Source organism: Arthrobacter sp. UYCu712 (genome assembly GCF_040547005.1).
Lineage (GTDB): Bacteria > Actinomycetota > Actinomycetes > Actinomycetales > Micrococcaceae > Arthrobacter.
This window is the reverse complement of the sequence record NZ_JBEPOZ010000002.1, coordinates 261,965-285,834: the sequence shown is the minus strand read 5'-3', so window position 1 is coordinate 285,834 and position 23,870 is coordinate 261,965. Positions and strand designations below refer to the sequence as shown.

The window sequence follows — 23,870 nt, the reverse complement described above, 5'->3', positions numbered from 1 at the left end:
GCAGGCGAGCTGCGGCCACAACGGCCGGTGCCTCTGATTCCGGATGAACCCTTCTGGCGCGGTGCTGCGTCTTCCCGAGCCTGAACGGAGCCAGCAATGGCCGCCATACCCGCCGGCGCCCCCGCCGCACTCACCCCTGAACAGCTGCAGTCGGTCCGCGGCACCTTGCTGTCCCCGCGCCGGCTGAAGACCGAGGTCCTCGCCGGGCTCGTCGTCGCGCTGGCCCTCATCCCGGAGGCGATCGCCTTTTCGATCATCGCCGGCGTCGACCCGCGGATCGGGCTCTTCGCCTCCTTCACCATGGCGGTCACGATCTCCTTCGTCGGCGGCCGCCCCGCGATGATTTCCGCGGCCACCGGAGCCGTCGCCCTGGTCATCGCACCTCTGGTGAAGTCGCACGGGCTGGACTACCTTGTGGCCGCGGTCATCCTGGCCGGCCTCTTCCAGGTCATCCTGGGACTCGCCGGGGTCGCGAAACTGATGCGCTTCATCCCCCGCTCCGTCATGATCGGGTTCGTCAACGCCCTGGCCATCCTGATCTTCATCTCCCAGGTCCCCGAGCTGATCGGTGCCCCGTGGCTCGTCTATCCGCTCACCGCACTTGGCCTGCTGATCGTCTTCGGGCTGCCGAAACTGACCAGGGCCGTGCCCGCGCCGCTCGTCGCGATCGTGGTCCTGACCCTCATTACGGTGCTGGCCGCCATCGCCGTCCCGACCGTGGGAGACAAGGGTGCCCTGCCGGATTCGCTGCCCTCCCTGTTCCTGCCGAACGTCCCGTTCACCTGGGCGACGCTGCAGGTCATTTTCCCCTTCGCCCTGGCGATGGCCTTTGTGGGGCTGCTCGAATCCCTCATGACGGCGAAGCTCGTGGACGACATCACGGACACCCGCTCAGCCAAGACCCGCGAGGCCTGGGGCCAGGGCGTGGCGAACATCGTGACCGGGTTCTTTGGCGGGATGGGCGGCTGCGCGATGATCGGCCAGACCATGATCAACGTCAAGGCCTCCGGAGCCCGGACCAGGATCTCCACGTTCCTTGCCGGTGCGTTCCTCCTGATCCTCGTGGTGGTGCTCGGCGACATCGTCTCGCTGATCCCGATGGCCGCGCTGGTTGCCGTGATGATCTTCGTTTCCGTGGCCACCTTCGACTGGCACAGCATCAGGCCCGCCACGTTGAAGGCCCTGCCCAAGAGTGAAACCCTCGTTATGGCCTCCACGGTGGTCGTGGTGGTGGCCACGCACAACCTGGCGATCGGCGTCGGCGTCGGCGTGCTCGTGGCCATGGTGCTGTTCGCCCGGCGCGTGGCGCACTTCGTCACCGTGGACCGCACAGTCACAGACGTCGACGGCGTCCGGCTCGCCACCTACCGCGTGGACGGCGAGCTCTTCTTCGCGTCGTCGAATGACCTCTACACCCAGTTCGAATACGCCCTGGCTCCGGAGCGGGTGGTCATCGACCTGTACGCCTCGCACCTCTGGGATGCCTCGACCATCGCCGTCCTGGACGCAGTCACGGAAATGTACCGGCACCACGGCAAAGAGGTCACGGTCATCGGCCTGAATGAAGCCAGCGTGCTGATGCGCGAACGCCTCGCCGGGAAGCTCGGCGCCGGCCACTAGATGTAGGGCTTGCGGATTCGTCCCCGCGCGGGAACTCCCCACCGTCGACAGGTCGCCCCGGCGTGTCCGGCCGAACCGCCGGTGATTTCCGCCGTCGTGGTGCCAATGCCGGGGAGGTTCTGCCGTGCACCGAAGCTTACGGCGCCGGCTTCGTCGCCTTGCCGTCAAGCCAGAGCGCGTCGGACTCGTCGCTGTGCGCCCCGGTGGCCCCGACATATTTCGTGTCGATGGTGGGACCTTTCTTGATGACGTGGACCAGTGCCATGCCGTGGCCGCGCCCGAGACCGTAGTCCTCCTTCAGCCAGTCGAGGATGGCGCCTGCCTTCACGGACGACTCAGCGAAGCCCTTCCGCTCGGCGATCTCGAGGAGCTGGCGAGGGGTGAGGCCGGTCTTGTCCTCGATTGTGTCGAGGTACGCCTGGAATGACATTCGTGGCTTCCTTTCAGCGACGGCTGTTCCTTGGACACTCTATGGAGCGGGGAATGAGACCGCTAGTCTCTCTTGGCCCTAAAGTGTCTTGCAGTCTGCACCAAGGACAGTCCGCCCGGGCCCAGCGCGCACTTTTCCGGGCCTTCGATGCGGCTCCGCGAACGACTACGCTCGGACTCATGACGCAGACGTGGGAGCCGGGCCAGGCCGGTGTGCTGAGGCTTCCTTCCGGGCGGCTCATCCGGGGCCGGCCCCTGCTGGCGCCGTTTCCGGCGGGGCTCCGGCCCGAATTCGGCCTGTATTTGCTGGGCAAGCGCCCGCGGCCGGCGGACTGGGATTCGCGCTGGGTCCGCTGGCGGGACCTTCGCCTGCCGGCCGACGACGGCGATGCGATGGATGCCCTCAGGGAGGCCTGGCGCCGCGCCGAAACCGAGCGCGTTGAGGTGGCCTGCTGGGCCGGCCGCGGCCGGACCGGCACCGCCCTCGCCTGCATCGCCGTCCTCGACGGCGTCCCGCCGGCCGGCGCCGTCGCCTATGTGCGGCAGCACTATCGGCGGGGCGCGGTGGAGACGCCTTGGCAGCGCAGCTACGTCGCACGCTTCCGGCCTCAGGGCACCTGACGCGGCCACGATCCGCCAATTGCCTTGCGACGCGCAAAATTCCCGGCGCGGCCGGAATTCCGGTAGCGCCAGGAGTCCGTCGGGTCGCAGGGAAATTTGCGCGTCGAAACTCGGCCCGTGCGCTCAGGCCATCGGCGTCAGCACGGCGATCTGGTACCCGGCCGGACCCTCGATGAGCTGGTAGCAAAAGTGCTCACGCGGCCGGCCGCCGTAGGACCAGGCGACGTCGGCCCAGACGCTGCCTGGCGCCTCGCCCATGATGGCAAGGGCTTTCTCCAGCTCGTGGATTCCCTCGTACTGGCCCCACGAGGAGGCGAAGAATTCCTCGGTCTGACGGGCGTCGCTGACGGGGATGGGCCGGCCGGGGAACAGGATGAGGGCGGGGACGGCGTACATCCCCGCAATGGCCTTGGCATCCCGTGCCAACAGCGCCTCCGCATAGCGGTCGAAGAACGTTGCCACCTGCTGCGTGATGTCTCCCATGAACCCACGATACGAATCCGGCCGGGAGCGTCAAGGCTTGGGCCGCCGCCAGCCATCCCAGGCGCCGGATTAGGTCACACGATTGGGTCTTTTTGATTGCGCCGGCTGCGCCTACCGTGGGTGGCAGGGAGCCGCCCAGACCGGACGGCCGCACCGAGGAGGATGTCCAATGGCGACTCACGTAGCCGACTGCAGCGTAGCCAACTGTTCCTTCAACGACCATTCGCATTGCAATGCCGCCGCCATCACCGTCGGGGGTGCTGAAGATCACGCCTCCTGCGCCACTTTCATCGATATCGGCGTCCACGGTGGCCTGCCCAAGGTCCTGGCCGACGTCGGGGCCTGCCAGCGCACCGAATGCGTCCACAACAACCACCTGATGTGCAACGCCACTGAAGTTCATGTCGGTCCCGGCGCGGACAACGCCGACTGCCTGACGTACGCACACAAGTAGGGTATTCACAGCTCCACTGGAATTAAGTCACACAAGTTTGACGTAAAGGTAATCCTAAGTAAGGGTTAGCTAAGTTATCTTAACGTCAAACAAAGGATTGCTCCGTGACGCCCAAAATGCCTGTGGATGTTCACCCGTCGCCGCCTTCCGGGCCTGCCGCCGCGACTCGGCGCCGGCCGGGGCTGGCGACGCCGGCAACCGCCCACCTTTTCAATGCGCGCAATTCGGCCGACTATGCGGCGCAGATGTTGCAGGGTGTGACGGCGGTGGCCGGAAAGGTGTCGCGCTCCACCCGCCCGTTCACCGGGGCCACCCCTGCGGAGCTGAAGTCCAGGGTCGACGGCGTGGACCTCGACTCCCCGCTGGCGGATACCGCGGCCGCCCTCACCGAACTTGAGGACGTCTACCTCCGCGACGCCGTCTACTTCCACGACACCAAATATGCGGCCCACCTGAACTGTCCCGTCGTGATTCCTGCCCTGGTGGCCGAGGCAGTCCTGTCCGCAGTGAATTCCTCGATGGACACCTGGGACCAGAGCGCCGGCGCCACGATGATCGAGCGGAGGCTCATCACCTGGGCCGCCGGCGAGCTTCAGCTCGGAGCCGCCGCGGACGGGGTCTTTACCTCGGGCGGGAGCCAGTCCAATTTCCAGGCCCTGCTGCTTGCCCGGAACCAGGCGGTCGAGTGGCTGAAGCTGGATCCGGAGAATGACGGGCTCCGGCTTCCGTCCCTCCTGGAGAAGCTCCGCATCTTCACCTCCGCGGACAGCCACTTCAGCATCGAGAAGTCCGCGTCGATGCTGGGGCTGGGGTATGACGCCGTCGTGGCGGTGCCGTGCGGACCGGACCACCGGATGGACCCCCAGGCCCTGGCCGGGGAACTGGCACGGGCCCGGAAGGTGGGGCTGGTGCCGATGGCGATCGTGGCCACGGCCGGCACCACCGACTTCGGCGCGATCGATCCCCTCGCCGATCTGGCGGCCGCCGCGCGCGAGCACGGCGCCTGGTTCCACGTGGACGCGGCGTACGGCGGCGGGCTGATGGTGTCCGGCCGCCACGGGCACCTGCTCGCCGGAATCGACCAGGCTGATTCCGTCACGGTCGATTTCCACAAGACGTTCTTCCAGCCGGTCAGCTCCAGCGCCCTGCTGGTCCGCGACGCCGCCACGCTCCGCCACGTGACTTACCACGCCGACTACCTCAACCCGGCCGCCGCCGTCGACCGCCCCAACCAGGTGGACAAAAGCATCCAGACCACCCGCCGTTTTGACGCGCTGAAGCTCTGGCTGACGCTACGGATCATGGGCGCCGACGCGATCGGGGACCTGTTCGACGATGCGATCGACCTTGCCTTGGACGTTGGCGGGATCCTGGCCACGGACCCGGAGTTCGAGCTGGCCGCCACGCCGCAGCTGAGCACGCTGGTGTTCCGCTACCGTCCGCTGAACCAGGATGGCAGCCGCCTGTCCGAAGACACGGCGGACCGCCTCAACCAGGACATCCGCTCGGCCGTCTTTGCCTCCGGCGAGGCCGTCGTGGCTGGCACCAGGGTGGCGGGCCGGCACTACCTGAAGTTCACGCTCCTCAATGCCGAGGCCGGAGTGGAGGACATCCGCGGCATTCTCGAGCTCCTGCGCACCACCGGTGCATCGCTCCTTGCCGCCGCGGAGGTCTCCGTATGAGCGCCGGCAAGGCACGTCCGGCAGGGCACGTCTACGGCTTTGCCGCCATCGGCATCGGGCCGTTCAACCTCGGCCTCGCGGCGCTGAGCGAGCCCGTGGACGGGCTCGACGGCGTCTTCCTGGAACGCCGGGAATCCTTCGACTGGCACCCGGGCATGATGCTGGAACCGGCCCATCTGCAGGTCCCCTTCATGGCCGACCTCGTGACCCTAGCCGATCCGACGTCGCCCTATTCCTTCCTGAACTTCCTGAAACAGACCGGCCGGCTTTACCGCTTCTACATCCGCGAAAGCTTCTACCCGTTGCGCGCCGAGTACAACCAGTACTGCCAGTGGGTGGCCGGCCAGCTCGAGTCGGTCCGGTTCGGCACGGACGTCCGGGAAGTCACGTACGACGACGGCGTGTACCGGCTCGCGGTGGACGGCCCGGACGGCCCGGAGGTGCTGCTCACGCGGCGGCTGGTGCTCGGCACCGGTACGGCGCCGCATGTGCCGGCCGCCTGCGACGGCATCCTGGAAGCCGGCGGACTGGTCCTCCACAACGCCGACTACCTGCCGCGGAAGAGCGAACTGCAGAAACAGGGGAGCATCACGATCGTGGGCAGCGGCCAGAGCGCCGCGGAAATCTACTACGAGCTGCTCCAGGAAATCGACGTCCACGGCTACCAGCTGACCTGGGTCACCCGCTCCGGCCGGTTCTTCCCGCTGGAATACACCAAGCTGACGCTCGAAATGACGTCGCCGGAGTATGTGGACTACTTCCACGGCCTCACGCAGGATCTGCGCGACGGCCTCATCAAGAGCCAGAAGAACCTGTACAAGGGCATCAACTCCGAGCTCATCGACGCCATCTACGACCTCCTGTACACCAAGAGCCTTTCCGGGATCGTGGATACCCGGCTGCTGACGCACTCGGCGCTCACCGCTGCGGCGTGGGACCCGGCAACTGGTTCGCATACGCTCCAGCTCCGGCACGAGGAGCAAGGCACCGATTACACGCTGGACACCGGGGCCGTGGTGCTCGCCACCGGGTACGGCTACGTCGAGCCGGGGTTCCTGGCCGGCGTGCAGGACCGCATCGCCCGGGACAGTCGCGGCCGGTTCGCCGTCGAGCGCAACTACAGCACCGGCGTCGAACCCGGCGAGATCTTCGTCCAGAACGCCGAACTCCACACCCACGGCTTCGTCACACCCGACCTCGGCATGGCCGCCTACCGCAACTCCTGCATCCTGCGCGAGATCACCGGCCGGGAGGTCTATCCCGTGGAACAAAGCATCGCCTTCCAGCAGTTCGGAACGCAACAGCTTCCCGGGCTCCCGGACGGCGTCCGCCCGGCGGCCGTCCCCGAGCCGGCAGGGGTACGCGCATGACGTTCACGTTCCGCTGCCTCGACCCGGAAACCGACGCGGCCCTCCTCCACAGCTGGGTCACGCAGCCCTACGCCTCGTTCTGGGGGATGCTCGGCTGCTCCGTTGACGACGTCGTGGCGGAATACTCCAAGATCCAGTCCAGCGGGCATCACCACGCACTGCTGGGGCTCGACGACGGCGTCCCCGCCTTCCTGATGGAGGAGTACGTTCCGTCGCTGTCGCCGCTCGCGGCCCTGTACTCCGTTCAGCCGGGGGACGTCGGCATGCACCTCCTGGTCGCCCCGCCGGCCGGTCCGGCCCGGCCCGGCTACACCGCCGCCGTTATGGAAGCCGTCCTGGAGCGGCTCTTCACGGCCGCGGACGTGGAACGCATCGTGGTGGAACCGGACGCCCGCAACACCAAAATCCAGGCCCTCAACACACGCCTCGGCTTCGAACCGGCCGGAATCGTGCAGCTGCCCGACAAGCAGGCGCTGCTCAGCTTCTGCACCCGGGAGGCCTTCCACTCTGCCCGCACCGGGCTTCACTCATCCCCGATCCGCCAGGGAGCACCGCTATGACCACTGCTGAACTTGAATCCGTCCTGACCTCCACTACCGCCGCGACCCATCTGACGCCCGAGCGCTGGGCCGCCGCGAACCGGCACCTCATCCGCAAGGCGCTCGCCGAGTTCTCGCACGAACGGATCCTGGTGCCGGAACGGCTCACCCCGGAGCATGACGGAGGCGCGGAGGGCGCGGAAGGCCCGGAGGGTGCGGAAGGCCCGGAGGGTGCCGGCCGCGAGGAGCGTCCGGAGGCCGGCGGGCCGGTTGGCGGCGCGTCCGGTTCCGATGGGCCGGCCGACTACCGCGTCGTGAGCGACGACGGCGCCGTCGAGTACCGCTTCACCGCCCGGCGGCTCGAGCTTGACCACTGGTCCATTGGGGACATGTCCATCCGTCGCATCGGCGCCGGGGCATGTTCCGATATGCCCGGGCCCGGGCCTGAAGAAGGGACATGTCCCCCGGTCGAGGGGCTGGAACTGGACGCCCTGCGCTTCATCACGGAGTTCCGGGACAGCCTCGGAATCCGCCAGGAGATGCTTCCGGTCTATCTCGAGGAGATCAGCAGCACGCTCGCCAGCCACGCGTACAAGCAGTGGATGGGCCAGCCGTCCGCCGCGGAGCTCGCCGCCGGCGTGACCCGCGGGGCCGACGTCGCTGTTGACTTCCAGACCATCGAGCGCAGCATGACCGAGGGACACCCCTGCTTCGTGGCCAACAACGGCCGGCTCGGTTTCGGGATCACCGACTACCGGGCATTCGCGCCCGAAGCCGGCGCCCCTGTGCAGCTGGAGTGGATCGCCGTCCACCGGAGCAAGGCCGTGTTCACCGCCAGCGAGGGGCTCGGCTTCCGTGACCACCTGGAGGCCGAACTGGGGGCGTCTGCCCTCGCCTTCTTTGACACCGAACTCAGCGTCCTGGGCCTGGACCCGGCGGACTATTTCCTGATGCCGGTCCACCCGTGGCAGTGGGACAACAAGCTCACCGTGACGTTCGCCGCCGAAATAGCCCAGCAGCACATCGTCCACTTGGGGATCGGGGCGGACAGCTACCAGGCACAGCAGTCCATCCGGACGTTCTTCAACACGGTGTCGCCGGCGAAGTGCTACGTCAAGACGGCGATGTCCGTGCTGAACATGGGGTTCATGCGGGGGCTGTCGCCGCAGTACATGAAGGCCACCCCGGCCATCAACGACTGGCTCCACGAACTGATCCTCAACGATGCCGCCCTGCAAAAGCGCGGGCTGAAGGTCATCCGGGAAACCGCCGCCATCGGCTACCACAACGGCTACTACGAGGCGGCGACGGCCAAGGATTCCCCCTACCGGAAGATGTTGTCCGCGCTCTGGCGGGAAAGCCCGCTGCCGCTGCTCGAAGACGGGCAGCAGCTGGCCACCATGGCCTCGCTGCTGCACGTGGATGCCGCCGGCAAGCCTATGGTGTCGGCGCTGATCGGACACTCCGGTCTGGCGCCCGCCGAATGGATGCGCCGGTATTTCGAGGCCTACCTCGTTCCGCTGGCGCATTGCCTCTACAACTACGAACTGGCCTTTATGCCGCACGGCGAGAACGTGATCCTGATCCTGGAGAACGGGGTTCCCGTCAGTGCCGTCATGAAGGACATCGCCGAGGAAATCGTGGTCATGGGCAACCGCCTGGACCTGCCGGACGAGGTTTCGCGGATCAAGGTCGACATCGCCGACCATGAGAAAGTTCTGGCCATATTCACCGACGTCTTCGACTGCATCTTCCGGTTCCTCAGCGCCCTGCTGGAGGAGGATGGCACGCTCAGCGGTGAGGAATTCTGGCGCACAGCCGCGGCCGTCCTCCGGGATTACCAGGCCGAACACCCCGAACTGCAGGAGCAGTTCGCCCGGCATGACCTGTTCGCCCCGGATTTCGAGCTGTCCTGCCTGAACCGGCTGCAGTTACGCAACAACCAGCAGATGCTGGACCTCACGGATCCGTCCGGCGGTCTGCAGATGGCCGGCCGGCTGCGGAACCCGCTGGCGCGTTTCGCCTGACCGACGCGCGGCCTGCCTGACGACGCACAGTCTGCCTGACGACGCACAGTCCGCCTGACGACGCGCAAAATACCTGGCGCTGCCGAATCCCGGCAGCGCCAGGGCATTTGCGCGTCGGAAATGCGTGGGCGGTACGCTCAACTCCAAGATCGCATTCCCCCGCGCCAAGGAGAACTTCGTTATGGGTGCCGACAGTCCGACCATTCTTGCCACGTCCGGCGGCCACAGGCCCGGCGCCCGCACGCGGCTGGAATTCAACAAGCTGGTCCATCACGCCGTGGACATGTCCGGTGTTACCGGCCGGGCGCCGAGGGTCGCGCACGTGGGCACCGCCAGCGGCGACCAGCGCTGGTTCAACAATGAAATCAGCGAAGCGGGGAATGTCGCGGGCTTCAACCTCACCCACCTGAATCTGTTCTCCATGCCCAACGTCGAGAACATCGAGGAATACCTGCTCGGTCAGGACGTCGTGTGGGTCAACGGCGGCTCAGTGGTCAACCTCCTCGCGGTCTGGCGGGCCCACGGGCTCGATGGGATCTTTCGCCGCGTCTGGGAAGCCGGGGTTGTGCTGGCCGGCGTGTCAGCCGGGTCGATCTGCTGGTTCAAGGGCGGCACCACGGATTCCTTCGGCCCCGAGCTCCGCGCCGTCGGCAACGGCCTGGGTCTACTGCCTTACGACAACGGCGTCCACTACGATTCCGAGGCGGCCCGCCGGCCCCTCGTGCACCGGCTGGTGGCCGATGGGACACTCGGCGAGACGCACTGCACCGACGACGGCGTGGGCCTGGTCTACCGCGGGACCGAACTGGCCGGTGTGGTCACGGAAACCCCGGGCAAGGCCGCGTACCGGGTGCGGCTGAGCCAGTCCGAAGGTGCAGGCGCCGAGGTTCTTGAGGAACGGCTGGAGCCGACCCTGCTCTAGCTGCAGGTACCGGCCAACGACACCGGAATTTCCCCGCTTTTGCGGGTGGCGCCCGGCGCGCCGGACCGAACGGCAGGTGAGTCCCGGCCTCGCCGGTTCAAAGGTGGGGGAATCCGCAGGCACCGGGGGAGCGCGCGGGCACCCGGGAGACCCCGCGGACCCGTCCGCAGGGAAAGGCCTCAGACGCAAGCGGCCGCTAGGCCTGGGTCAGCCGGTACCGCTCGATCTGCTTGAGCCGCCGCAGCAGGCTGTCCCGCCGGGGGTGGGGGACGGCGTCGGCCGGTTCCGCCGTGAGGTCGATGTGCTTGGGGCCGTACTGCCAGAGCAGCAGGTCATCGAGCAGCCGGTCCGGGCCGGGGGAGTAGCGGTGGTCAAGGGCCTTGCGGACCTCGGTGATCCGGTTGGCGCTGAGCAGCCCGGCGAGCTGGACGGTCTGGTTGAGTCCGTGGGCGGCCATCAGTTCGGCGGCCCAGCCCCAGTCGTCGTCGACTTTGCGGTCCACGTGCGGCAGCAGCGACCGCCAGACGTCGCGGATCCGGTTCGGCGTGAGCTGCGCGGCGCCCTCGCCGTCCATGTCCCAGTAGCTGCGGACCTCCTCGTAGCGTTCGTGCAGGTCAGCGAACGCGCCCTCCACGGTCTCCAGCATCGCGGCTGTGGCGGTGAACTGGCGGTCGAAGTGCGGGGTCCAGGCGCGCGGATCCTCGGCTTTGAAGCGGATATCGTGCTCGATCTCGCTCCAGGCGTGTGCGAACACGGTGCGGATCTGGCATTCGAAGAAATAGCTGCCGTTCGGCGGGACCTCGGGATTGAAAGCCTGCTGGTACTCCTTGACGGCCTCGTTCTGGATGGTCCGTAGGATCAGGTGCCGGCTGGAGTAGCCGTAGGTCCCGGATTCGATCGAGCCGATGTCCTTTTCACGGTCGCCGCGGCAGTCAAAGAGCTGGCGCTGGCGCTTGATCAGGTTGGCCACGACGGCGTTTTCCGCCGGCAGCTTGGTGATGACCCGGATGCCCACCATGTCATTGAGTGTCCGGAACGGGTCCGGGAACTTCAGCACCGGCGGCCCGCCCGGTTCCAGGGGCTCTTCTATGCGGGAGATCTTCTCCCGGAAGGATTCCACCGTCTTGGTGCGGCCGGTGACGAACAGCGGCGTCACTTCCGTGTCCTTGAGCATGGACCGCAACGTGAGCAGGACCTCGCGGGTGACCAGCTTCAGCGCAGGGCGGAGCCGCTCGTAGAGTTCCACGTTTTCCTGCACGGATTCGCGCAGGCTCGGGTCCAGCCGATCCCAGTTGCTCGCCATACGTCCAGCTTACGGCCGAGGTGCGACACGAACCGGGTGACACCCCCGGCCGGCGCCGATGCCGCCGCATTCCGCCGCGCCGGCCGACGCCCAAGGTAGGCTCTGCACATGGCTGATGTGCGGCGTCGGGCTTTCATGGCGGCCGCAGCGGCGGTGACATTGGGGGCAATCTCCGCCGCCTGTTCACCTGGACCCGAGGAGGACACTGTGAAGCGGCACAAATACAGCTACGGCGATGACCCGAGCCAGTGGGGTGAGCTGTTCCTGCCGGACGTGGCCGCGCCCAAGGGTGTTGTGGTGGTCATCCACGGCGGATACTGGCGATCCCAGTACGGCGCCGAACTCGGAGAACCGCTGGCCAAGGACCTGGCAGCCCACGGCATGGCGGCCTGGAACCTGGAATACCGCCGCGCCGGCAACGGCGGCGGCTGGCCCCACACCTTCTCGGACGTCCTGGCCGGGATCGATAAGCTGCGCGAGCTCGCCGTAGAACACGGCCTGGGCCTGGACAGCGTTGTTGCCCTGGGGCATTCCGCCGGCGGGCACCTGGCCGTATGGGCTGCCGGGCGTGACCGGCTGGGCCAGATCGGCGCCCCGGATGCGGACCGCCAGCTGCTGCGCAAGGACGACGGCGCCGTGCGGCTCACCGGCGTCGTCAGCCAGTCCGGGGTACTGAACCTGGCCGCCGCCGAGCGGCTGAACCTCAGCAACGGCGCGGTCAGCAACCTGCTGGGCGGCTCCTCGGAGAAGTACCCCAAGCGGCACAAATACGCGGACCCGATGAGCGCCGTGCCCCTGACGGTCCCCATCTACGCGGTCCACGGAACCGAAGACGACACGGTCCCGATGAGCCAGTCGGAGACCTACGCGGCCGCGGCCAAATCAGCCGGGGCGCCCGTCCAGCTCCTGAAGGTCCCGGGCGACCACTTCGCGCTTATAGACCCGAAGGCTGCCGCCTACCGGAAATGCCGCGAGCTGGTCCAGTCGCTGCTGGCCTGAACGGACTCCGGGCGAGACGCAGTCTAGACTGGGTCCAGGTGCGCCGGGAAGTCTGGTCGGCATAGTTCTGTCGACCCAATTTTAGGACTCTTGATGAGCACCACACCCCGTTCCACGCCGCCTCCCGGTACACCGCGTCCCACAGTCCTGGGCCGCGGTAGTTATGCCGAATCCCTGCGGATCGGCGAGATCCTCCGGAAGGAAACGGTGGGCGGCGCCTTGCTTGTTGCGGCCGCCGCTATCGCACTCATCTGGGCCAACTCGCCAGCGTCCGGGAGCTACTTCGCCCTCCGGGACTTCACAGTCGGCTACGAGCCCTGGCACCTGAAACTGAGCCTGGGAGCCTGGGCTGCCGACGGACTGCTTGCCATCTTCTTTTTCCTGGTCGGACTCGAGCTCAAGCGCGAATTCGTCGCGGGGGACCTGCGCCAGTTCAGCAAGTCGATTGTTCCGGTCGCGGCGGCCGTGGGCGGTGTGCTGATTCCGGCCGCCATCTACGCCCTGGTCAACCTCAGCAGTCCCGAGACCCTGCGCGGCTGGGCCATCCCCACTGCCACCGACATCGCGTTCGCCGTCGCGGTGCTGGCCATCACCGGCTCGCACCTGCCGAGTGCCCTGCGCATTTTCCTGCTGACCCTCGCGGTGGTGGACGATCTCCTGGCCATCACCATCATCGCGATCTTCTACTCCAGCGACCTCCAGCCGCTCCCGCTGCTGTTGGCACTGCTCCCGCTGGGCCTCTACACGTTCCTGGCGCAGCGGTACCGGCGCTTCTTCGGGGTCAAAGCCGGCGCGGCCTGGATCATGCTGCTGCCGCTGGCAATCGCCACCTGGGCCCTGGTGCACGCTTCGGGCATCCACGCCACGGTGGCCGGGGTCCTGCTCGGCTTCGCCATCCCGGTCCTCCGGTCCAAGGAAAGCGGCGGCCCGGAGGCAGGACCCGGCCTGGCCGAGATCTTCGAACACCGTTCCAGGCCGATCTCCGCCGGCATCGCAGTACCGCTGTTCGCGTTCTTCTCGGCCGGCGTCGCGGTGGGCGGCTGGGAAGGTCTCGGCGCCGCCCTCACCGATCCGGTGGCCGTGGGCACCATCCTGGCCCTTGTCCTGGGCAAACCGGCAGGCATCCTCGGCACCACGTGGCTGGTCACCAAGGCCACAAGGGCCCGGCTGGACGAGTCGTTCCGCTGGGTGGACGTGTTCGGCGTCGCGGTCCTGGCCGGCATCGGCTTCACCGTGTCGCTGCTGGTCGCCGAACTGAGTTTCGGCCACGGCAGCATCCACGATGACCACGCCAAGGTGGGGATCCTCGCAGCCTCCCTGCTGGCAGCGCTGCTCGCCACCGTCGTGCTGCGGACCCGGAACCGGCAATACCGGAAGGCCGAGGAGGACGAGAAAATCGACTCGGACCACGACGGCATCCCCGACGTCTACCAGCGGAAAACCGACGGATAATTGGCAGATAGCCGCCGGCCGCCCGCCGATGCCGCTGGCCGCCCGCCGATGCCGGTGGCCGCCCGCCGATGCCGGTGTTCCTGCCCGGGGGTAAAATCTGGGAGTAGGCACCTTCGGGTTGCCCGCCCGCGAGCAACCCGGCACCCCCGAAAGGACACGCGTGAAAAGCATCTCCGTTAAGGAACTGGCAGCACTGGGCACGGACGCCGCAATCGTCGACGTCCGCGAAGACCATGAATACGCCGAAGTGCGGGTGGCCGGCACCAGGAGCATCCCGCTCTCGCGCTTCGTCGAGTCCCTGGCCGACGTTCCCGCCGGCGGCACGGTCTACGTGATGTGCGCGGCCGGGGCCCGGAGCGCCCAGGCCGCCGCGTACCTCGCCGACCAGGGGTACGACGCCGTCAACGTCACCGGCGGAATCAACGAGTGGCAGCTCGACGGCCTCCCGGTCGATCGAGGCTGAGCCGAGCGGCCCAGCAGACGAGCGGCTCAGCAGGTGCGCTGCTGGGCAGACCCGCAGGAGTGGACCATGGACGTCATCGTCATCGAGACCCCGCAGCTGGGGGACCGCAGCTACCTCGTCCATGACGGGACGGTGGCGCTGGTCATTGACCCGCAGCGGGACACGGACCGCGTCGAAGCCGCCGCCCGGGACGCCGGGGTGGCCATCACCCACGTGGCCGAGACGCATCTGCACAACGACTACCTCACGGGAGGCTTTGAGCTGGCGAAAGCGCACGGCGCGAGCTACCTCGTGAACGCCGCGGATCCCGTGGCGTTCGAGCGCCAGCCGATCGCGGACGGCCAGACCGTCCGGGTCGGTTCGTTCACGGTCAGGGCCGTCGCCACCCCGGGGCACACCCACACCCACTTGTCCTTCATCGTGGACGACGGCGTCAGGCAGGCGGTCTTCTCGGGCGGCAGCCTGCTCTACGGCTCGGTCGGACGGACGGACCTTGTCTCCGCCGCCGACACGATCGGCCTCACCCATGAGCAGTACTCCTCGGCGCGGCGCCTTGCCGGCGAGGCAGCCCCCGACGCCGCGCTCTTCCCGACCCACGGCTTCGGCTCCTTCTGCTCTTCCTTGCCTGCCAGCCGTGCAGGATCCTCAACCATCGGCGAGCAGCTGAGAGTCAACCACGCCCTCACGGACCCGGACGAGGAGCACTTTGTCCGCGCGCTCATCGCCAACCTCACGGCCTACCCGAGCTACTACGCCCACATGGCCGTGGCCAATGCCCGGGGCCCCGGGCCGGCGCAGCTGGCCGTGCCGGAATCCCTCGACGCCGAAGAACTCACCCGGCGCCTCCACGACGGCGAATGGGTGGTGGACCTGCGGCGCCGCGTGGCCTTCGCCAGCAGCCACCTGGAAGGCAGCGTGAGCTTCGAATACCGCGACAGCTTCAGCACGTACCTCGGCTGGGTGATGCCCTGGGGCGAGCAGCTGACGCTGGTCGGATCCCGCGAGGACGTGGAGAACGCCATCCGGGACCTCTCCCGGATCGGCATCGAATCCCCGGACGCCTCCGTCGGCACCGATCCTGCCGCGCTGGCCCCGCGGGCCGCCGTCGTCTCCTATCCCCGCGTAGGCTGGGACCGGGTTCCCGCGGAGACTGCCGGCGGCGGCACTGTCCTGGACGTGCGCCGCGCCGACGAATATGCCACGGCGCGGATAGCCGGGGCCCTCAACGTCCCGCTGCATGAACTGCTGCTGCGCCTGGACGACCTTCCCGCCGGGAAGCTCTGGGTGCACTGCGCGTCCGGGTACCGCGCCGGCATTGCCGCCAGCCTGCTGCACCGCGCCGGCAGGGACGTAGTCCACGTCGACGCGAGGTTCGGCGAGGCCGCGGCCGCCGGGATCCCGCTGGACATGTCCAGCGCCGCCCCGGTCTGAACGAAGGCGCGGGCCGCGAAACACTGGGGCACCGGACCGGGTTCTCTGGCAGAGTATGAGCATGCTCACAGTAATTGGCGAGGGCCTTGTCGACGTGGTCCAGCGCTCCTCCGATGTCCAGGCCCACGTGGGCGGAAGCCCGCTCAACGTCGCGGTGGGGCTGGCCCGGCTGGACCATCCGGTGCAGTTCATCGGACGCTACGGCCGGGACGCCTACGGCGAAGCGGTGGCGGCGCACCTCAAATCCAGTTCCGTGCTGCTTCCGGTGGCGCCCGACGAGCTCCCCACCAGCGTGGCCACCGCCCTGATTGACGACGACGGCGCTGCCAGCTACACGTTCGACCTCGCCTGGGAGCTGCCCGGCTTGGTGGACCGGCTGCCGTTCATGCTGCAGGGCACCACATTGCTGCACACCGGCTCGATCGCCACGATGCTGGCCCCCGGAGCCGCGGATGTCCTGGCCGCCGTGGAGCATGTCCACCCTTCGGCCACCATCAGCTTCGATCCCAACTGCCGGCCCAGCATCATCACGGACGTTGACTACGCGCGCCGGCAAACCGAAAAGTTCGTCACGCTCGCGGATGTGGTCAAGGCCTCGGACGAGGACCTGGCGTGGCTTTATCCCGGCGAGGATCCGCTGGACTCGGCCCGCCGCTGGCTGGCACTGGGCGGCTCGGAGGGACCGGCCATGGTGGTGGTGACGCGCGGCGCGGAGGGGCCCTGGGGTGTCAACGCCTCCGGCGAGGCGCATTTCCCCGCTCCGTCGGTCAACGTCGCGGATACCGTGGGCGCCGGGGATTCCTTTATGGCGGCGCTGCTGTCCGGGGTGGTGGACCTGGGCCTGGACGGGGCCCAGAACCGGGAGGACCTCCGGCAACTCTCCGCCGGCAGCCTCCGCGAACTGCTGTCCCACGCGGCGTGGGCGGCTGCGGTCACGGTCTCCCGCGCCGGCGCCAACCCGCCCACCCGGGCCGAACTGAACCGGATGGAACTCGGGGAATCAGAGTCCACGGACGCCGAAAGTGCCGATCTCCCCAGCAACTGAAAGGCAGCCATGGCACGCCACGACGCCCCGACATTCCACCTCAGCAGCGGGTCGTTCCAGGACGGCCAGACCGTTCCGCCGGCACAGCGCAGCGGCAAGTTGCGCGCCGGCGGCCAGGACCAGTCCCCGCAGCTGAGCTGGGGCGGCGCGCCGGCGGGAACCCTCAGCTACGCCGTGACGATGTTCGACCCCGATGCCCCGGGCCGCGGCGGCTTCTGGCACTGGGCCGTCCTGGACCTCCCGGCCGACGTCACCGACCTCCCGGCCGGGGCGGGCGCGGAGGGCGGCCGGCTGCTTCCGCCCGGCGCCACGCAATTGAAGAACGACGCCGGCTTCCACGGCTACCTGGGGGCCGCGCCGCCGCCCGGGCACGGCCCGCACCGCTACGTCGTCACGGTCCACGCCCTCGACGTCGCGCAATCCGGACTGGACGCGGGCACGTCCCCGGCCAGCCTCGAATCCAAACTCTCCCGCCACACCCTGGCCCGGGCCACCCTCACCGGGATCTACGAACGGCACTAGCCGCCGTCGCCGTCGTCTCCCTCCGCCGAGTTCGCCGGAAACGCGCGGGTTCGCCGTAATTGTCCGGCGAATTGGCACGCTTCCGGCGAAATGGACGCCGGCGCCGCCTAGGCCGCATGCTGGACGCGCTGGAGGACGCCGGTGTCGACATGATGTTCGACTGCCGCAAGGGCGAATGCGGGCTATGTGAAGTGCGTCTGCTGGGACTCCAGGGCTCCATCGACCACCGGGACATCTTCTACAGCGAACGCCAGCAGCATGCGGCGGCCAAGATGTGCTGCCGCGTCTCCCGTGCGGTCAGCTCTGAATCCGGCGACCGCGCCGTCGTGACCATCGACGTCTGAGGCGCAGTCGCCTGCCGTCGTACCCTCCGCCGAAATCGCCGGAAACGTGCGGATTCGCCGTAATTGTCCGGCGAGCCGGCACGCTTCCGGCGAGTTCGCCGCCGGCGCCGCCAACGTAGACTGGCACCATGCGGCTGGTAGCAAGTGATATTGACGGAACGATCCTCGGCCACGACGGCAAAATCAGTGACCGCACCGTGCGCGCGTTCCATGCCTGCCGCGAAGCCGGAATTGAGCTCGTGTTCGTCACGGGCCGCCCGCCGCGCTGGCTCCACCCGCTGCAGGACCGGCTCGGGCACACGGGGACCGTCATCTGCTCCAACGGCGCGGTCGTCTGGGACCTCGAAGCGGACCGCCTGATCTCGGCCCGGGCCCTTGAGCTCGACGCCGTGTTCGAGGCGCGGCGCATCATCCAGCGGCTCCGTCCCTCTGCATTGTTCGCCGCCGAAACCCTGACCGGCTTCCACCTGGAGCCGGGGTTCATCGAGAACGGCTCCAGCGAACTGCTTGCCGCGGTCACCCCCGCGCCGCTGCACAGCACCCTCACTGCGTCGGACGCCGTCGTGAAATTCCTCGCCATTGTCCGGGACGGCACCGCCGACGAGTTCCTCGCGGAAGTGACGCCCGCCGTCGCGCACCTGGCCGCCGCCACCCACTCGGCCCCGAACATCGCCATGCTGGAACTGTCCCTGCCCGGCGTCAACAAGGCCGTCACCCTCGCCGAGTACGCCGCCTCACTCGGCGTCGACGCCGTCGACGTCGTGGCCTTCGGGGACATGCCGAACGACATCGAGATGCTGCGCTGGGCCGGCGACGGGTACGCGATGGCCAGCGGCCACCCGGAAGCGATCCGCGCGGCCGGCCAGCAGGCCCCGCACTTTGACGACGACGGCGTCGCCCAGATCCTTGAGGCCAAGCTCGCCGAACTGGGCGTCCGGCTGCCCTGACCGGCCCCGGCGTCCCCGAAGCACAAAAACCGCGACTGCGGCGGTGTGGCCACCGGATTCCCAGCTTGCGGTCAACTCGCGTTCACCTTGGCCTCCTACGCTGAAATCTCGCGACGGATCGTTATATGGATAGTGGGAAATCATGGCCAGATACCGCACTGAAAGCACAGACGACCAACCCCTGCGCCGCGTCGAACCGGACACGCATTGGAAAAGCCTGCGCCAGGGCGACCGGGTCTCCGTGCGGACGGCTCCGGGCTACGTGACCGGCGGCCTCATCGACGCCGTCACGGAAGACCACACCGCCGTCTGGGTAGACCTCGACGGCGGCCGGGGACGCACGCTGCTGCACTGCAGCGACGGCGTCGAGATCCTTCCGACCGCCTCCTGACGCAGTCCCTGCCGGGGCTGCCGGGCTCGGGTACGCTTCAGGAGTGACCACCTCCCACCCGTTCTTTTCCACCGGCGGCGCCCCCGGGGAACCCCTCGCCATGGCCCACCGGGGCTTCTCCCGGGACGGCCTGGAAAACTCCATGGCCGCGTTCGGGGCCGCCGTCGAGCTCGGTTTCCGGCACCTGGAGACAGACGTCCACACGACGGCCGACGGCGTGCTGCTGCTGTTCCACGACGACACCCTGGACCGGGTCACGGACGGCCGCGGCCGGATCGAGGACCTGTCCGCGGCCATGGTCGCCCGGGCCAGGATCGGCGGGGCGGAGCCGATCCCGCTGCTGGAGGATCTCGTCACGGCCTATCCGGAGGTCCGGCTCAATCTGGACGTCAAGGACTGGAACTCGGTGGCCACCCTGGCCGCGGCGATCGAGCGGTACGGTCTGCACGACCGGGTGCTGGTCGCGAGCTTCTCGGACCGCCGGCGCCGCGCCGTGCTGAAGCAACTCAGCCGTCCCGCCGCGGGATCCGCCGGCATCGTCTCCAACGCCCTGTTCGTCCTGCTGGGCCCGGTCCTGCCCGCCCCGCTGATGCGGCTCGTGGCGGGGCGTGCCCTCCGCGGTGTGCATGCCCTGCAGGTTCCGGTCAGGTACGGAGCCGTGACGGTCGTGACGCCGGGACTCGTCCGGCGCGCCCACCAATACGGCCTTCACGTGCACGTCTGGACCATCAACGAGCCCGCCGAGATGCACCGGCTCCTGGACCTCGGCGTGGACGGACTCGTCACGGACCGGGCCGACCTGCTCAAGAAGGTGCTGCAGGAGCGCGGCGCGTGGCGGGACTGACGCCCTAGCTCATCAGGTGGCCGGCCATGTTGAAATCCTCCAGCCGCCACAGGCCGTTGCCATCCCGCCGGACGAAGCGGGTGACGGAAGCACTGCGGACGCTGAGGAAACGGCCAGGGAGCGCCGGGCTGGCAGGATAGAGCCATGCGCATCCTCATCGCCCCGGACAAATTCAAGGGCTCCCTCACCGCCATCGAAGCCGCCGCTGCCATCGCCGAAGGCGCGTTGCGCGTTTACCCCGACGCCGAAACCGTCCAGTTTCCGGTCGCCGACGGCGGCGAAGGAACCCTGGAGGCAGCCCTCGCGGCGGGGTTCGAGGAGCGGCTCAACGCCGTCGTCGGTCCCATCCTGGCGCCGATCGGTGCCGCCTGGGCCATCCGCAAGGACGCCTTCGGGACCATCACCGCCGTCATCGAGACGGCGCAGGCGTCCGGCCTGGCGCACATGGAGCCGACCCCGGCCAACTCCTTGCGCGCACACAGCTACGGCTGCGGCCAGCTGATCGCCGCGGCCCTGGATGCCGGCGCCACGGAGATCGTGCTGGGCGTGGGCGGCTCGGCGATGACCGACGGCGGCAGCGGGGCGCTCCGGGCACTGGGCCTCAAGCCGCTGGACGCCGCAGGCAATGTGGTGCCCTTGGGCGGCGGCTCACTGGCCGAGGTGGCCTCCGTGGATGTCAGCGGACTCGATCCCCGGCTGGCCACGGTAGAGTTCCGGATCGCTGTGGACGTGCAGAGTCCGCTCTTCGGAAGCGACGGAGCGGCCCACGTCTTCGGCCCGCAGAAGGGTGCCGACGAGGACGCCATGGAGCATCTCGACGCGGGCCTCCGCAACTGGGCCTCGGTGCTGCGCCAGTCCACCGGCCGGGATGTCAACGTACCCGGAGCAGGCGCGGCCGGCGGCTTTCCGGCGTCGTTCCTGGCCTTCAGCAACGCCACCCTGGAAGGCGGCTTCGAACTCGTGGCAGGCCTTACCGGCCTCGCCGGAAAACTCACCGGAGCGGACCTCGTCATCACCGGGGAGGGGTCGATGGACTCGCAGTCGCTCACCGGGAAGGCCCCGATTGCGCTCGCCGATGCCGCCCGGAACCTCGGGATCCCGGTAATCGTGGTGGCGGGACGCATCCTGGTCACTCCGGAGGACCTTGCCCGGCACGGGGTGGTGGCCGCCGCGCAGCTCCTGGACGTTGCCGGTAGCCCGGAGGACGCCATCGCGAACGCCGCAAAGTACCTCGCCTGGGCCACCAGCCAGGTCCTCGAAGGCGCCTGAGGCCTGCCCCCGCCGTCGCCCGCGGTCTCTGGAAGGCGCGCGGATGCGCGCGTATGCTTTTGGGAGCGCTTGCCGTGGCGTGGTGGATCTTCGTGCTCAGCCCGCCCCGGGAACGCCCCACTGCGTGGTCATCAGGCTCGGTCCAGTGTTTCCTGTAATTCGGGACTTCCCCCTGTGGTGCGGGGGAGGTTCGTTCCGTGCTGGTGGGCGCGGGTGATCGTCGAGTCCACCGACACTGTCCAGTCGATTTCCCCGGCAGCGTCGGCCTGGGTCAGCAGCACGGCGTGGATCCGGGCCCAGATCCCGTCGGCCGCGAAGCGGCGGTGACGCTTCCACACCGTCTGCCACGGACCGAACTGCTCCGGCAGGTCCCGCCACGCGATCCCGCACCGGTACCGGTAGGCAATGCCCTCGACGACTTGGCGGTGGTTCCGGAACGGGCGGCCGCGCTGGCCGTCGGAGCTGGGCAGCAACGGTTCAACGCGGGCCCACTCCGCCAGCAATTAACAGACCCCGGGTGCGAAAGCGCCCGGGGTCTGTTCAACAACACACCGGATTAGGACTTACTCATTTAGGGGACGCGCCGTCGTGCAGCGGCCCTCCGGGGATGCGGCCCGCGTGCTCCCCGACGGGGCCTGAGGTCTGAGGCCTCAGGCCCCGGTCTCATAGTGCGGCTCGGCCACCGGTTTGGACTCCGGGGAGCCCTTCTCTCGCAGGTAAACCGAGGCACCCACCAGCACTGCGACGGCCAGGAATTCGCTCTGCCAATTCTGGAACGATTCGAACCAGAACCGGCTGCTCGCGAGATAACCCTGTACGGTGACCGGCGGTTGTCCGTGGCTTTGCTGTTCGCTGCTGTACTCCTCGCTGCCGCCGACCGCGTGCAGCGCAAAGGAGGCCAGGAACAGCAGCAGGAACATGATCGACAGGGAGTGCTCATAGAGCTTGAGGACCAAGCCGCCGCGCCGCACCGGCCACGGCGTGCTTGCCTTCAGCGGTGCGTCCCGGGGATCCTCGTCCTGCGGGGCGTCCGTGCCCATCGGCTTCGACTCCGAGGACCCCCTCTGGAAGAGGAACACCGTCAGGACGACGTACATGCCCATCTGCAGGAACTCTGACTCCCAGTTCTCAAAGGTCGCCTCCAGGAAGGCCCCGGTCCCGAGGTACTCCAGCACCGAAACGGCCGATTCCCCGTGGGTCACCTGGTCCTCGCTGTAGGCGGCGGCGCCGCTGAAGACCATCCCGCCGAAGAAGGCGACGAACAGTCCGACGTTGGCCAACAGCAGGCCGTGTTCCTTGACCCACTTGCCCATGGTTCCTCCTGTAGGTTCGATGCGCCGGTGGTGTGCGGTGCTTGTCATGTCATTTCCCCTTCATGGCCTGCCGGCGGAGCCTGGCCGGCACGTAGACGAGAAGGATCAGCAACGCCGCCAGCAGGACCGCGCCGGCGGTGAGCCCGGCGGTCCGTCCCGCCGTGACATCGAAGACCATCGCCGATGTGCCGACGCTGAGGAGTCCTATACCGGCCAGGGCCACCTTCGCGATCCTGTCGGCGCTGGACACCAGGGTGGCCTTGAGGCGCAAGCGGAACAGGCGGCGGTGCACGCTCACGGGCAGCAGGATCAGGGCCGTGGTGAGCGCGGCCAGCGCCACATTGGCAAGGTAGAGGGTGATCTGGAAGTCGTCCAGCGTCTCAAACCTCGATTGGAACGGCAGGGTGAGGAGAAAGCCCGCGAGGATCTGCACCCCCGTTTGCAACACCCGCAGTTCCTGCAGGAGTTCCATCCAGTTGCGGTCCATTTTCTGGTCGACGGACTCGTTCCTCCCGTCCCTCGTAAATTCTGGATCGGACACTGGGCGAACCTCCGGTAATTGCAGATCGGGCTGCGGGCGGCAGCTAACACTCAACCTAGGCTTGAGACTTGCCAAATTCAAGCTGGTACTAAGTCTGCTGACTATTTTCCTTGTAGGGTGGAACTGTTTACTTCGCCGGGATAGTTTCGAGGGGACGGCCTGCGCAGGCCGCCGAGGAATTCTCCCTGGAACCGGCGCCAAGGCCTCTGTGCCATCCCGATCCCAGCACGTCCGTTTCCCGTACAGCAGGAGGAATGACATGACTCAGGACAACCAGCAGGACCCCATCGAAGAAGCCGGCGGCTATGGAACACCGACCGCGGAGCAGGAACTCCCCGGCGGTGACACGAAGAAGTTCGCGCAGCCCCGGGAGGAAGAAGCGTTCGACGCCGCTGGCCTGAGCCAGGACAGCCCGGACGGAGAGACCTACCCCGCCGGCGCGCCGGACCTCAGCCAGTTCGGCGCAGAAGACCAAGACAGTGCAGGAGAACCCGGAGCCGGACGCTTCGGAGGAACGGAGGAACAAATGAATTCAGAAAACGCCAGTGCAGAGCCCGGATTCAACGCGGACGCGCCCGGGGATGCCGAGGCGGCGGTGCCCTCCGCGGACGCCGAGATGGATGACTCCAACACCGAACAGCCCGACGCCGGACGCCCCTTGTCCTCGGAGCCGGGCCAGGACGCTGCCGGGCTGCCCGACGGTTCCGGTACCGACCTGCCGGACAGCAAGTCTCCCAAAGACGGCGACGACGACGAGGAACCGTTCGACGCCGGCTAAGCCGCCGCCGCCGGACAACCGAAAGGCCGGCGTCCTGCCACCATCTGGTGACCGGACGCCGGCCTTTCGCCTGAACGCTGC

The 23,870-nt window shown here is 68.1% G+C and carries 25 protein-coding genes and 1 pseudogene; 20 read left to right on the top strand and 6 right to left on the bottom strand.

The window, feature by feature from the left end:
* The first annotated feature begins 96 nt into the window (after positions 1–96).
* Positions 97–1,620: a SulP family inorganic anion transporter gene (locus ABIB51_RS03420; RefSeq protein ID WP_354185461.1), complete on the top strand. Its 1,524-nt coding sequence runs from the start codon at positions 97–99 to the stop codon at positions 1,618–1,620.
* Positions 1,621–1,756: 136 nt separating this feature from the next.
* Here the strand turns inward: ABIB51_RS03420 and ABIB51_RS03415 are convergent, their stop codons facing one another.
* Entirely contained in the window at positions 1,757–2,050 is a 294-nt protein-coding gene (locus ABIB51_RS03415; protein ID WP_354185459.1) for a DUF4287 domain-containing protein, read from the bottom strand.
* 179 nt (positions 2,051–2,229) lie between these two features.
* On the opposite strand from ABIB51_RS03415, the gene ABIB51_RS03410 reads away from it, so the two are divergent.
* Positions 2,230–2,670 (top strand): protein-tyrosine phosphatase family protein, encoded by a 441-nt coding sequence (locus tag ABIB51_RS03410; protein WP_354185457.1) that lies wholly within the window; start codon positions 2,230–2,232, stop codon positions 2,668–2,670.
* A gap of 123 nt (positions 2,671–2,793) precedes the next feature.
* Here ABIB51_RS03410 and ABIB51_RS03405 read toward each other — a convergent pair whose 3' ends face one another.
* Entirely contained in the window at positions 2,794–3,153 is a 360-nt protein-coding gene (locus ABIB51_RS03405; RefSeq protein WP_354185455.1) for a hypothetical protein, read from the bottom strand.
* Between the two features lie 169 nt (positions 3,154–3,322).
* On the opposite strand from ABIB51_RS03405, the gene ABIB51_RS03400 reads away from it, so the two are divergent.
* From ABIB51_RS03400 to ABIB51_RS03375, 6 genes are all read left to right on the top strand, one after another.
* A complete protein-coding gene (locus ABIB51_RS03400; protein WP_354185453.1) occupies positions 3,323–3,607 on the top strand; it encodes a DUF1540 domain-containing protein in 285 nt (94 codons plus the stop codon).
* Positions 3,608–3,723: 116 nt separating this feature from the next.
* Positions 3,724–5,289, top strand: a complete 1,566-nt coding sequence (locus ABIB51_RS03395; protein WP_502916067.1) for a pyridoxal phosphate-dependent decarboxylase family protein — start codon at positions 3,724–3,726, stop codon at positions 5,287–5,289.
* Positions 5,286–6,659: a lysine N(6)-hydroxylase/L-ornithine N(5)-oxygenase family protein gene (locus ABIB51_RS03390; RefSeq protein WP_354185449.1), complete on the top strand. Its 1,374-nt coding sequence runs from the start codon at positions 5,286–5,288 to the stop codon at positions 6,657–6,659. Before ABIB51_RS03395 ends, ABIB51_RS03390 begins: the two co-directional genes overlap by 4 nt.
* Positions 6,656–7,219, top strand: coding sequence for a GNAT family N-acetyltransferase (locus ABIB51_RS03385; protein ID WP_354185447.1), 564 nt, complete (start codon positions 6,656–6,658; stop codon positions 7,217–7,219). Before ABIB51_RS03390 ends, ABIB51_RS03385 begins: the two co-directional genes overlap by 4 nt.
* On the top strand, positions 7,216–9,225 hold the full coding sequence (locus tag ABIB51_RS03380; protein WP_354185445.1) for an IucA/IucC family protein: 2,010 nt from the start codon (positions 7,216–7,218) through the stop codon (positions 9,223–9,225). Before ABIB51_RS03385 ends, ABIB51_RS03380 begins: the two co-directional genes overlap by 4 nt.
* Positions 9,226–9,406: 181 nt before the next feature.
* On the top strand, positions 9,407–10,147 hold the full coding sequence (locus ABIB51_RS03375; RefSeq protein ID WP_354185443.1) for a Type 1 glutamine amidotransferase-like domain-containing protein: 741 nt from the start codon (positions 9,407–9,409) through the stop codon (positions 10,145–10,147).
* 196 nt (positions 10,148–10,343) lie between these two features.
* Here ABIB51_RS03375 and ABIB51_RS03370 read toward each other — a convergent pair whose 3' ends face one another.
* Positions 10,344–11,450 (bottom strand): GTP pyrophosphokinase, encoded by a 1,107-nt coding sequence (locus ABIB51_RS03370; protein WP_354185441.1) that lies wholly within the window; start codon positions 11,448–11,450, stop codon positions 10,344–10,346.
* Between the two features lie 207 nt (positions 11,451–11,657).
* Between ABIB51_RS03370 and ABIB51_RS03365 the strand changes: the two genes are divergently transcribed.
* From ABIB51_RS03365 to ABIB51_RS03315, 11 genes are all read left to right on the top strand, one after another.
* Positions 11,658–12,449, top strand: coding sequence for an alpha/beta hydrolase (locus ABIB51_RS03365; RefSeq protein ID WP_354185439.1), 792 nt, complete (start codon positions 11,658–11,660; stop codon positions 12,447–12,449).
* 93 nt (positions 12,450–12,542) lie between these two features.
* Positions 12,543–13,901, top strand: a complete 1,359-nt coding sequence (gene nhaA / locus ABIB51_RS03360) for a Na+/H+ antiporter NhaA (RefSeq protein ID WP_354185437.1) — start codon at positions 12,543–12,545, stop codon at positions 13,899–13,901.
* Positions 13,902–14,061: 160 nt separating this feature from the next.
* The gene (locus ABIB51_RS03355; RefSeq protein WP_354185435.1) at positions 14,062–14,364 is read left to right on the top strand and encodes a rhodanese-like domain-containing protein; all 303 of its coding nucleotides are present in this window, start codon (positions 14,062–14,064) and stop codon (positions 14,362–14,364) included.
* Positions 14,365–14,430: 66 nt separating this feature from the next.
* Entirely contained in the window at positions 14,431–15,795 is a 1,365-nt protein-coding gene (locus ABIB51_RS03350) for an MBL fold metallo-hydrolase (protein WP_354185433.1), read from the top strand.
* 61 nt (positions 15,796–15,856) lie between these two features.
* Positions 15,857–16,840: a carbohydrate kinase family protein gene (locus tag ABIB51_RS03345; protein ID WP_354185431.1), complete on the top strand. Its 984-nt coding sequence runs from the start codon at positions 15,857–15,859 to the stop codon at positions 16,838–16,840.
* Between the two features lie 9 nt (positions 16,841–16,849).
* The gene (locus ABIB51_RS03340; RefSeq protein WP_354185429.1) at positions 16,850–17,362 is read left to right on the top strand and encodes a YbhB/YbcL family Raf kinase inhibitor-like protein; all 513 of its coding nucleotides are present in this window, start codon (positions 16,850–16,852) and stop codon (positions 17,360–17,362) included.
* 116 nt (positions 17,363–17,478) lie between these two features.
* The gene (locus tag ABIB51_RS03335; protein ID WP_502916064.1) at positions 17,479–17,706 is read left to right on the top strand and encodes a 2Fe-2S iron-sulfur cluster-binding protein; all 228 of its coding nucleotides are present in this window, start codon (positions 17,479–17,481) and stop codon (positions 17,704–17,706) included.
* Between the two features lie 128 nt (positions 17,707–17,834).
* Positions 17,835–18,653, top strand: a complete 819-nt coding sequence (locus ABIB51_RS03330; protein ID WP_354185427.1) for an HAD family hydrolase — start codon at positions 17,835–17,837, stop codon at positions 18,651–18,653.
* Between the two features lie 142 nt (positions 18,654–18,795).
* Positions 18,796–19,044, top strand: coding sequence for a hypothetical protein (locus tag ABIB51_RS03325; protein ID WP_354185425.1), 249 nt, complete (start codon positions 18,796–18,798; stop codon positions 19,042–19,044).
* A 43-nt stretch (positions 19,045–19,087) separates the two neighbouring features.
* On the top strand, positions 19,088–19,888 hold the full coding sequence (locus ABIB51_RS03320; RefSeq protein WP_354185423.1) for a glycerophosphodiester phosphodiesterase family protein: 801 nt from the start codon (positions 19,088–19,090) through the stop codon (positions 19,886–19,888).
* Between the two features lie 144 nt (positions 19,889–20,032).
* Positions 20,033–21,157: a glycerate kinase gene (locus ABIB51_RS03315; protein ID WP_354185421.1), complete on the top strand. Its 1,125-nt coding sequence runs from the start codon at positions 20,033–20,035 to the stop codon at positions 21,155–21,157.
* 76 nt (positions 21,158–21,233) lie between these two features.
* Here the strand turns inward: ABIB51_RS03315 and ABIB51_RS03310 are convergent.
* The 3 genes and pseudogenes from ABIB51_RS03310 to ABIB51_RS03300 form a co-directional block, all read right to left on the bottom strand.
* Positions 21,234–21,660: pseudogene (locus ABIB51_RS03310) on the bottom strand (IS5 family transposase); the annotation flags it as partial.
* Positions 21,661–21,807: 147 nt separating this feature from the next.
* Entirely contained in the window at positions 21,808–22,518 is a 711-nt protein-coding gene (locus ABIB51_RS03305) for a DUF6766 family protein (RefSeq protein WP_354185419.1), read from the bottom strand.
* Between the two features lies 1 nt (position 22,519).
* Positions 22,520–23,011: a DUF6328 family protein gene (locus ABIB51_RS03300; RefSeq protein WP_354185417.1), complete on the bottom strand. Its 492-nt coding sequence runs from the start codon at positions 23,009–23,011 to the stop codon at positions 22,520–22,522.
* Between the two features lie 259 nt (positions 23,012–23,270).
* On the opposite strand from ABIB51_RS03300, the gene ABIB51_RS03295 reads away from it, so the two are divergent.
* Positions 23,271–23,789 carry a hypothetical protein gene (locus tag ABIB51_RS03295; protein WP_354185415.1) on the top strand — a complete coding sequence of 173 codons (519 nt, stop codon included), beginning with the start codon at positions 23,271–23,273 and terminating at the stop codon, positions 23,787–23,789.
* Positions 23,790–23,870: the final 81 nt, after the last annotated feature.